General features: G+C 50.0%; 5 protein-coding genes. All 5 read right to left on the minus strand.

Annotated elements, in window-relative coordinates; translation table 11 throughout:
- Positions 1 to 140 precede the first annotated feature (140 nt).
- Positions 141 to 2,462, minus strand: coding sequence for a glycoside hydrolase N-terminal domain-containing protein (locus tag KWJ01_RS07150; RefSeq protein ID WP_224995742.1), 2,322 nt, complete (start codon positions 2,460 to 2,462; stop codon positions 141 to 143).
- 347 nt (positions 2,463 to 2,809) lie between these two features.
- Complete coding sequence (locus KWJ01_RS07155; RefSeq protein WP_224995743.1) at positions 2,810 to 4,738, minus strand: sialate O-acetylesterase; 1,929 nt, start codon at positions 4,736 to 4,738, stop codon at positions 2,810 to 2,812.
- Positions 4,739 to 4,898: 160 nt separating this feature from the next.
- The gene (locus tag KWJ01_RS07160; RefSeq protein WP_224995744.1) at positions 4,899 to 6,644 is read right to left on the minus strand and encodes a glycoside hydrolase family 43 protein; all 1,746 of its coding nucleotides are present in this window, start codon (positions 6,642 to 6,644) and stop codon (positions 4,899 to 4,901) included.
- A 217-nt stretch (positions 6,645 to 6,861) separates the two neighbouring features.
- A complete protein-coding gene (locus tag KWJ01_RS07165) occupies positions 6,862 to 9,756 on the minus strand; it encodes a glycosyl hydrolase 115 family protein (RefSeq protein ID WP_224995745.1) in 2,895 nt (964 codons plus the stop codon).
- A 438-nt stretch (positions 9,757 to 10,194) separates the two neighbouring features.
- Positions 10,195 to 10,654, minus strand: a 460-nt coding sequence (locus KWJ01_RS07170; RefSeq protein WP_304502767.1) for a transketolase family protein, incomplete at its 5' end; no start/stop codon positions are given.

Genomic DNA, 10,654 nt, shown 5'->3' on the forward strand with positions numbered 1-10,654 from the left:
AGGTTTACCCCGGACTCCAGTCCGGGGCTAAGTAAATGAACTGCCTCATTTCTGCCTGTAGAGAGTGAAGCTATAAATAAGATCAATTAGTCCAGGGTTTTAACCCTGGGTATGCTGCATGCCGCCTTTATTTTAAATGTTTACTCCAACGCTCCATTCAGCATATAGGTTTGGCCTTTCTGGGTATTCAGATTAATTACTTTATCCTTGTAACGCAGCTGCAGCGGATTACCCAACCTGGATAAAATATTCACCTGTTTCAGCTTACCTTCCTCCCACTCAATGTCTACTTCGAAACCACCGCGTGCTACCAGGCCTTCAACACTCCCCACAGGCCAGGCAGCAGGCAGTGCCGGCAGCAGCTCTACTTCGCCGGCATGGCTTTGCAGCAGCATTTCGGTAATACCGGCTGTTGCGCCAAAGTTGCCATCGATCTGGAAGGGCGGGTGGGTATCGAAGAGGTTGGGCAGCGTAGATTTGCGCAGGAGCTCCTGCAGGTTTTCATAGGCGGCCTCTGCATCCTGCAGGCGGGCAAAGAAATTAATGATCCAGGCCCTGCTCCAACCGGTATGTCCGCCGCCATGCGCCAGGCGGTGGTCAATGGTTTTACGGGCTGCAGCCAGCAGTTCAGGATTTTGCTGCTTGGTAATTTGCCTGCCGGGGTGCAGGGCAAAAAGGTGTGAAATATGGCGGTGTCCCGGCTCATTCTCTTCAAACTCCTCGGTCCACTCCATAATGCGGCCATCGCTGCCTACCTGTGTAGGAGCCAGCCGGGTGAGTACTTTTTCCATTTGCCGCCGGAAGCCGGCATCCTGCTTTAGCAGTTTACTGGCTTCGATGGTATTGCTTAAGAGGTCGCGGATGATCATATGGTCCATGGTAGGGCCCATGACCATGGTTGCTACTTCGCCATCTTTGGTCTTGAAGGTGTTTTCCGGAGAAATAGAGGGACCGGATACCAGCTGCTTTGTTTCCGGATGCTCTACCAGCCAGTTAACGGCAAATTCTGCAGCTTCTTTCATAACCGGATACCCCAGCTCCTTCAGGTACTGCCGGTCTTCTGTAAACAGGTAATGCTCCCAGAGGTGTTGCGCGCTCCAGGCCATGCCCATAGGCCACATGGCCCAGCGTGGTTCGCCATAAGTTTCTGTAAAAAACCAGGGGTCGGTGGTGAAGTGCGCTACGGTACCCTTCACGCCATACATATCCCTGGCAGTTTTGCGGGCATCGGGTCTCATTTTATCCAGGAACTGCAAAAAAGGCATGTGCATTTCTGAAAGGTTGGTTACCTCTGCCGGCCAGTAGTTCATCTGTATGTTGATGTTGATGTGGTAGTCGGCACTCCAGGGTGGGGTAAGACCATCGGCCCAGATGCCCTGCAGGTTGGCGGGGAGGCTGCCGGGACGCGAGCTGCTAATGAGCAGGTAACGGCCATACTGGTAGTAAAGCTCCACCAGATCCGGATCGGTATTGCCCATTTGCAGGGCCTTCAGGCAGGTGTCTGTGGGGAAATATGAAGCATCTGTATTACCAAGTTCAAGGGCTACACGCTTAAAATACTGCTGGTAATCAGCCAGGTGCGAGTCTTTCAAAGAGTCATAGGCTTTATATACGGCAGCATCCATGTGGGTACCGGAAATTTTGGCAGGTTCCCCCCCTCCATAATTGGTTGCGGCAGATAGCAGCAGCGTTACAGCATCAGCACCGCTTACCTTCAGTTTTGATCCATCTACCTGCACACTCCCGCCCTGGTTGAGCACACGCAGGCGTGCATTCATGATAACACCAACGCCATTCCCTACATGTTCCCCCATTGTCAGCTCATTACCAACAGAGGTAAACTGTGCTTTGCCGCCCGGACGATCCAGGGAAGCATCAAAAGAAATGGCCCCGGCTTTATCAGCGGTAAGCCGCACCACCAGCACCTGGTCGGGTGCACTGGAAAATATTTCTCTCTTAAAATTTACTCCTCCTGCCCGGTATTGTACCGTTGCCACAGCTGTTTCCAGATCCAGCGCCCTGCGGTAGTCTTTAGCCTGCTGGTGCAGAGAGTCAAAGTGGAGGTAGAGGTCACCCAGGGTCTGGTAGGTGCTCCACACCTGCTTATCGCCCATCATATTGTCCTGGGCAAGTTTTACCGCTTCGGCGTATTTACCTGCAAATAGCAAGGCCCTCACCTCTGGCAATGAAGCTTTTGCTTTCGGATTTACAAAATCTGCCGGTTTGCCTACCCACACAGATTCTTCATTCAGCTGCAGGCGCTCGGATGCTACATTGCCAAACACCATGGCACCCAGCCGACCATTCCCCACCGGCAGCGCTTCGTTCCATTCTGAGGCAGGCTGGTTATACCATAAGCTGAGTTCCCCTGGCTTTTGATTTGGCTGCTGTGCCTGAGAGGGACTCAATGTTGATAGAATAATGAGGAGTACCGCCAAGGGTTCGTAAACCTTCTTTATCATATTGTCTGATAATTTGTTTGTAAGGATGAGGAGTAAAACAGCTGGCCCTGGCACTCTTTCCCATTCGAGCCCGGCATAGCAATTGCTCCAGTTTTGTATCCTTAAAGATACTGGTCCTTACCTGCTTTCAGGGGTACAATTCAGTTTCAATTAGGGTATCATAAGTAAATGAGGCCTCCCCAGGCCCTATTGGCCGCTCATCAGACTGCTTTTCGTGCTCCTACAGCTAACACAAATAAAATGGATAAATCTGAGGGATGAATAATGGCGGCAGTAAGGTTGTATCCTGGCTTGTATGAATAGCCATGTTAGTAGTACCCCTCGGGCATAAGATCAGATACACTACCTTACTCTTCCTTAGTGGTGAAAGGGGTAGCGGGTAAACCCTCTTTGTTTCTGAGGTTTGCCCCGGCCGGATTATCTTCCCAGGCATAGCGCACAACTGTTGGGTTGGTTACCTCCTTGCTCCATACTTTCACTTTGTTTTTTGACAGCACCACTGCATCAGCCCACACAAAGCGACCATCAGGGCCGGCGATCTGGAACCCTTCCAGCAGCGCGTTTGTGAACAAACCAGAACCGACGGATGAAAAAGTCAGGACAATGCTGTTGTCTTTAACCTCCATCGAATTATACAAAGGTCCGGCGCTTACCACAGCACTATCACCGTGGGCAACGCGCCTGGCCTCGAGGGCTAAGCGGTGTCCAACTTCTTTCTTATTCAAGGGGTGAATATCATTCCACTCCCCGATGTCATAGGCCACTGCCATGCCGGTATTGGGTAACGCAAGCACCCTGCGCTGTGCATCACGCAAAGCAGCCCAGCCACTTTCAACCGGCTGCTTATTTGGTGTACCCAGGTTGGCCAGCTGTACATACAAGAAAGGCATGTCGGGATCCTCAAATTGGGTGCGCCAGTCGGTGATCAGGCTCTGAAAAAGCTCCCTGTATTCCCCAGCTCTCCCTGTGTTGGATTCTCCCTGGTACCAGATTACCCCTTTGACAGGATACTTAGCAGCAGGGCTTATCAAACCATTGTACAAACCGCCGGGTCTCCATGGTAAGGTGCCGCCACTGCCATAAACTGGCGCTACATCAGCACCTATATGATAATTCCAGTCTCCGGTTAAATCTACAGTTTGAGATCCTATACGCACTTCATAGGGTTTTTCTACCACGAAGCCACCCTTGCCACCCTGGCTGATCACCCGTACCATCAGTTTATTCTTCCCGGGTTTCAGCAGGCCAGCAGGTATTGTATAAATTCGGGGCGGATACTGATAAGAGGTTGTTCCTACAAAGGTTCCGTTCACAAAAGCGGAATCGCTGTCAATGATTCTGCCCAATCGAAGAATGGCACTCTTAGCCGCCAAAGAATCTTCAATATTAAATTCTTTGTAAAACCATATCGACCCAGTTTTCAGATCCACGCCCTGCTCTGTCCAGTAACCTGGCAATGATATCTGCGGCCAGCCGGAAACATCTACCCCGGCTTTCGACCAGCGTGAAACGCCCGGATCTTTCTTATTCAGTTCTTGCGTCCAGTTGTAGGGTTTTTCCTCGACACCCGCCGCCTTTCTGGCCGCACTAGTGGAATCTACTTTGGCCTGAGCGGCCAACCAACTATCGAGGTATTTCCTGTTACTTGCTCCACTTAGCCAGGATTCTGCAGGAGAACCACCTATGGCGGTACTGATGATTCCGATAGGAACACCATATTGCTGGTACAACTCAGCGGCAAAGAAATAGGCTACTGCCGAGAAGTCCATGATGTTTTCAGGAGTAGCCGGAAGCCAGGAGCCGTCTTTGTAGTCTGTCTGCGGGTTCTCAAAATCATTTCGCGAAGAGGACCTGAACTGACGGATGTTCGGATTGTTAACCTGTTCAATTTCTGCCCTGTACAAATCCAGCGCCCGCCGCACCGGGAACTCCATGTTGGATTGTCCTGAACTAAGCCATACATCGCCAATGAGAATATCCCTGATTTCTTTTTCATTGACTTTCATGGTATAAGGACCACCGGCAGCAGTTGCCGGCAACGCTATTTTCCAGTTGCCCTTTTTATCGGCTTTGGTACGAACAGTTTTTCCCAGAAATTCAACCTTCACCTTTTCTCCCGGATCTGCCCAACCCCAGATGTTAAGCGGCTCGTCGCGCTGTAGTACCATACCATCAGCTATGAGTCGGGGTAGCTTTACTGCTGCATTTGCGGGAATGGATATAAAAGCAACTACTGTTAAAATAGTTGCTATCAGATAACTCGTAAAACACTTCATTTTACACCTTCTGTTTTTGATGTTTAAGAGGAGCCGCTTCTTAAAAGAAAGCACTCCCGGAGTCTGTTGTTGTTGTATGGCAGGAAAGCTTCTTTGTTAGGATCACTCCTTCAAGCTTTCACCTTCTCTGGTGGCTCCTTGATGTTTCCTGGTGGTTTGACTACTTAAATAAAATTTCCTTTGATTCATACACAGCATCATTCCCCTGGTACTCAAACCAGTCGTAGCTGGCTTTTGCATTGGATGGCTTAGCCTGTGAAGTAGCATAAGGCCCTACCGTTGTACCTACAAAACCTCCGGCAACGCGTGTACTGAGGAATGTACCGTCTACACCTTCCTGCAGGAGTTTCCAGTCGCCTTCTTTGGTGGCATAGTGAAAGCTGAGAGTACCTTTATCAAAAACATACTTCAGGAATAGGGGCTTGTTACGCTCACGCGGGCTTAGCTTTTGCTCGGCAACCACTTCGGTTGCACCATCCCCGCCTGCTGCTGGTGCTTTGATAGATTTTAACAACTGCACTACGGGCTCGCCGGCAGCATTCAGGGTTTTACCAAAGGCATAGTAGTTCTGTTCGCCCTGGAACAGCGCCATGCCTGCAAACTCATTGGCCGCGGCAGGATTAAACTGCATTTTAGTGCTGGCGCTGCCTGTCCAGTGCTGCTGCCTGCGAGCCACAAAAGAAGGATTTCTTGTGCCGGAAAGCGTTTCTGGTCGTAAGGCTACTGTTAGGCTACCTGCAGGTTCTGCCAGGCTATACCATTGGGTGCGTGGGGTTCTTGCAAATGACCAGTGGAGTGGTAAGCTCTCAGTGTCAAAATTATCACGATAGGTAAAGTTGCCGTTCAAGGGAACTGCAGATGCAGCACTTGCCGGCAGCTTAGGGATTGGATAAGCATACTGGACTTCCTCATAATCGGGATTAATGATTGGCCAGCCCCCTACCCAGCGCACCGGGGCCAGAAATGTTTCGCGGCCAATGTTGTAGTGATCTTCTTTGTCGTATGGCCGGGTAGCCAGAAAAACTGCCCACCATTCACCATTCTGTGTTTCCACCAGGTCGGCATGGCCGGTAGCTGAAACAGGAAAGGGGCGGTCGGGAGATAAATGGCGCTGCGTTAAGATTGGATTCTCTGCATAGGGAACATATTCACCCCGTATATTTTTGCTTCTTAATATCACCTCTGAATGGTTTACACTGGTGCCACCTTCGGCAGCCATCAGGTAATAGTAATCCCCCTTTTTATAAACATGCGGTCCTTCTATCCAAACCGGCTTTTTGGAGATATCTACCCCACCGTTCACCAGGATTGTTTGCGGGCCTGTAGTTTTAAGATTCTTATAGTCGAACTCCAGCATGCGAATTGTGCGGTGCCCGTCGTATAAGGGCTTGTTGTCGGGTGCCTCACTGTTGTACACAATGTATGCCCTGTCATCATCATCAAAGAAAATAGAGGGATCGATGCCATTTACATCGGATAGCCACACCGGATTACTCCAGGGGCCTGCAGGATCTGTTGCCGTTACTACAAAATTACCACCCTTGTCCACCAGGGTGGTGATCATGTAAAAGGTACCCTTATGGTGCGATATGGCCGGGGCAAAAATTCCCCTGGTGATGCCCAAACCATCCACATCCAGCTGCTCGGCTCTGTCCAGCACATGACCAATCTGCCGCCAGTTTACCAGATCTTTGCTATGAAAAATAGGTACGCCCGGAAAATAAGCAAAGGTAGAATGGATCAGGTAATAATCCTCTCCTACCCTTGTAATGCTGGGGTCGGGGTAATAACCCGCTAATATGGGATTTAGAAATGTCCGGGACTCTTGTGCAAACCCACCCAGGCTGATCAGGAAACCTGTTAACAATAGAATGGATTTTTTAAGTACAATATTCTTTAGAACCATATATGTATCTGAATGATGCAGATGCTGAAAACATGAAAAATTACAATTACAAAATTGATGTAACAATGATACTCACTGGAAAAGCATACGCGGCCACCACCTGCATTTTTGCTGAAGGTTGTGGCAAAGTATGAGCCTGATGGCGAAATATGCTGTAGCTTATTCAATAGAGGCTCAGTGTCCTGAAGCCTGCAAAGCGCAATTACCTTTCGATAGATCACTCAACTATCTTTGCAGACTTATTGTAGCTTTCTGGCGGCCCCAGGTAAGATGGTTTTCCTTCCCTTGTTTCAACCACAATCTTTTGAAGTACCACACCAGGGTCTACCATCCAAAACTTCAGCACGTGCTCGCCAGCCTGTTTGATGTTATGCTTAGAGACCAGCTCCTTGATGTTATTGGCTACATCCCTGTTCCAGGCTCCCTCCGACTGATCAGCGTGGAGGTTCAAGATCTGTGGCCTTTCATCATCGATAGAGATGGCAAAGCGCAGCCCCTGGTCATTGTGGAAATTAAGGGTTGGCGATACTAATACACGCACATTTATTTCACCGCTATTGAAAAGGTGCATCTTGTACTGAAGGTGCGGACTGTTGCCGCCCGGTGTCTGGTCTGGTGCGGTTACGGGTACCGGTGTTACACCCGAAAGCGTTTTACCCAGGTCTGGAATTACCTTCCATTTAACCGGACCAGCCTCTACAGCCCTGCTAAAGTGTTCGGCTTCCATCGATACGTAACCATTGCTTTCCACAAAACCCTGCACCTGATCGGCGGTAAGGTTTGGTTTATGAACCACTGCCTGCACCACTACTTTACTGCCATTGGGCCCGGTAATGGTAAGTGGCACGCGCTGTATGCCATTGGGCGCCTGGTTCCAGTCAACATCCAATGTGAGGCGTTGCTCTTTATCGACAGTGCCTGCTGGCTCGCTTACTTTTAGCCAGGGAGCAGCAGACTGTACCTGGTACTGGAAGGGCTCTTGACCACGGTTAAAGATTTCCAGGTAAGGAGCCTGCTGGCTGAAAGGTGTAATTTCGGGCAGTACGGCCTCTGTTTGTGCTGCAGGCCACCACTCATCAGAACCTTCTACCATTACCCCCATTTCTGCTCCTGCAGCAGGTGTTACCTCTTTAACCTCCGGCAGTACATCCTTTTCGGGCTGCTGCCAATAGGTATAGCTGATGTGCGTCTGCGACATCATATGGTTCCATTTACCCCCGGCAATGCCTTTGTGGTAATGCTCTGCCAGGGCTTTGTCCTTATCAAAAAGGGCCTGTGCTTTTTTAGCCAGATCATTGGCAGCCACTCTGCCCTGCCTGGCATAGAGGCGGTTTTTGCCCACTGTTACCCACAGCTCATTAATGTTTGCACTGGCAGCCACCGGGTATAACACCAGTTGATAATAGGCATCTTTATACTTTGCAGGCAAAGCTTCATTAATTGCTTCTGCTTTTGCTGCAAGGGCATTGTATTCCTCAACTACCCTTTCTGCTTCGCGATAACTGGTAAGGCTGTACGTATCTGCCGAAAGCAATTCCGGCTTGCGACGGCCATTGAACCTGGCATACTGGGTAAGGAGTTCGGCTATTTCTGTGGCATATTTTTCTCCAAACTGCTCTTTTGCCCACAGCTGTGTATACTCCTGAAGGCGCTCTGCCGGCCACTTTTCCGGGTTCCAGGCATAGTCCAGGAAAAACTCTGTTGGGAATTCCATAGGTTTGATATCGCCCACATTTACCAGCCAGAGCCTGTCGGCGCCATATTCATAGGCCAGGTGCATCTGCTCCCACACCCGGGCAATGGGATTGGTATTGATCCACTTGTAGTTTCGCGGTCCGCCTACATAATCGTAGTGGTAGTAGATGCCATAGCCACCGCTGTGCTGCTTTTCGCCTGCTTTGGGCAGTTTGCGGATGTTGCCCCAGTTGTCGTCGGCCAGCAGCAGTGTAACATCATCGGGTACACGCATGCCTTTGTCGTAGTAGTCCTGCACCTCTTTGTAAAGCGCCCATACCTGTGGCGTTTCTTCGGCTTTTTTGCCGGTCACTTCGGAAATAATCTTACGCTGATCATCTACAATTTTCTCGAGCAACGATATTTCGGTACCTTCCGACATGGCTTCATCGCCATCGCCACGCATGCCTAAGGTTACAATACTTTCGTTGGTGCCCATGCGTTTGATGCCCTCCCGCCAGAATTCCTGTAGCTTTTCAGGGTTGTTTTTGTAGTTCCAGGGGCCGGAGCCATAGCGGCGCCATTCATCGTGGGCGCGCATCATGGGCTCGTGGTGTGAGGTGCTGATCACTACGCCATATTCGTCTGCCAGCACAGGGTTTTTAGGGTCATCATCATAAAAGGCACGGCCCCACATGGCCGGCCACAGAAAATTGCCCTTCATGCGCAGGATCAGCTCAAACACATGCACATAAAACTTATGGTTAAAACCCCCGAACTGCTCCTGTGCCCAGCCTGCCAGTGCCGGTGCTTCGTCGTTAATAAATATGCCACGGTACTTAATCTTAGGTTCGCCATCGGTGTGGCGGCCGGGCAATACATATAAGTTCTGCTGTTGCTTTACCGGCACATCGGCAAAATAATGCCAGGGGGATACACCGATCTGTGCAGAAAGATCGTAGATGCCAAAAATAGTACCACGCTTATCACTACCGGCAATCACCAGGGCCCTGTCAACGCCCTTCATTGGTTTTTCTACTACCTGCACCACAAAGGTTTCCCACTTACCGGCTATGCCATCAACATTCAGTTTCTTGTTTTTTACCAGCCCATCGATCAGGGGACTCTTGCCCAGTGTGCCTACCAGCACTAATTCCTTTGCTTTGCCAGGCTTATTGTTGGTATAAAGCTGTGGCTGTGCCCCTGTAACCCTGTTGATATCTGACTGCAGGTCTCTAAGGGCACGGATCACGCCTGCGTGGTCTTCGGGACTGATGTAAAGGGCTGCCGTTTTACCTGCTGCAGCAAGGGTAAAGCTTCCTGCCTGCTCCTGGCTGGATACATATAGTGTATCTTCTACGGCCGAAACCGATTGCGCCATCAGCAACAAAAAGAACAGGCATATTGCAGCTGCTGAACGTGCTGCTGGGAACAGCATAAATGCACTGCTGATTTGATCCAGTAACGCCTGATAAGATTTTTTTGGGGGTATGTTCACTATAACTTTAGATGTAAACAGCCAGCCATGAGCAAGGCAGCCGGTATTTGTGTATACATAACAGCGGGGAGTTTTTCCCTTTATTATGCAGCTGTTTTAATAAAAAGCTATCCTACAACACTTTCTCCAAGCTGTTACTCCTATGCAGGCAGACTTGGCTGAAGAATCATAAGATAGCTCTTTAAAACAGTACAAGTTTAAGTTGAGATAATAGTCAGTTTTTGTTTCTTTCCTCGGTTTACAGCTAGTGCCCTTGCAGACATAATCCAGCCTGTGATCAGGTTCTGCCGACAGTGAACACATAAATTATAGTGTTCACAGCATTCCTGTAAACTTCAGAACGCTGAGCCTGTCAATTCAGGGAGTTGTCCCAGCTCTTCAGGCTGTTTGCGCTTCAAGCTTTTTCTTCCGCTCCATTACTTTTTTCACGGCTTTGATGATGTGCTCTGCATCCAGGCCATACTTTTTCATGAGCTGTTCTGGGGTACCGCTTTCGCCAAAGCTGTCGTTTACCGCCACATACTCCTGTGGCACCGGGTGATGCCCCACCAGCACCTGTGCGATGCTGTCGCCCAGGCCACCCAGCCTGTTGTGCTCCTCTGCCGTTACCACACAGCCTGTCTTACGGGCTGATTTCAGCACCGCCTCCACATCCAGGGGCTTGATGGTGTGGATGTTGATGATCTCTGCATCTATGCCCATCTCTGCCAGCTGCTCCCCTGCCTGTATGGCCTCCCACACCAGGTGACCGGTGGCAAAGATAGATACGTCTGCTCCTTCGTTCACCATCCAGGCTTTGCCGATGATAAACTCCTGGTCGGGGGCTGTGAAGATGGGC

The organism is Cesiribacter sp. SM1 (assembly GCF_020178975.1).
Lineage (GTDB): Bacteria > Bacteroidota > Bacteroidia > Cytophagales > Cyclobacteriaceae > Cesiribacter.

What these genes read in the sequence shown, in the direction of transcription:
- KWJ01_RS07150 (WP_224995742.1), bottom strand. Translation starts at nt 2,462, where the DNA reads ATGATAAAGAAGGTTTACGAACCCTTGGCGGTACTCCTCATTATTCTA.
- KWJ01_RS07155 (WP_224995743.1), bottom strand. Translation starts at nt 4,738, where the DNA reads ATGAAGTGTTTTACGAGTTATCTGATAGCAACTATTTTAACAGTAGTT.
- KWJ01_RS07160 (WP_224995744.1), bottom strand. Translation starts at nt 6,644, where the DNA reads ATGGTTCTAAAGAATATTGTACTTAAAAAATCCATTCTATTGTTAACA.
- KWJ01_RS07165 (WP_224995745.1), bottom strand. Translation starts at nt 9,756, where the DNA reads ATGCTGTTCCCAGCAGCACGTTCAGCAGCTGCAATATGCCTGTTCTTT.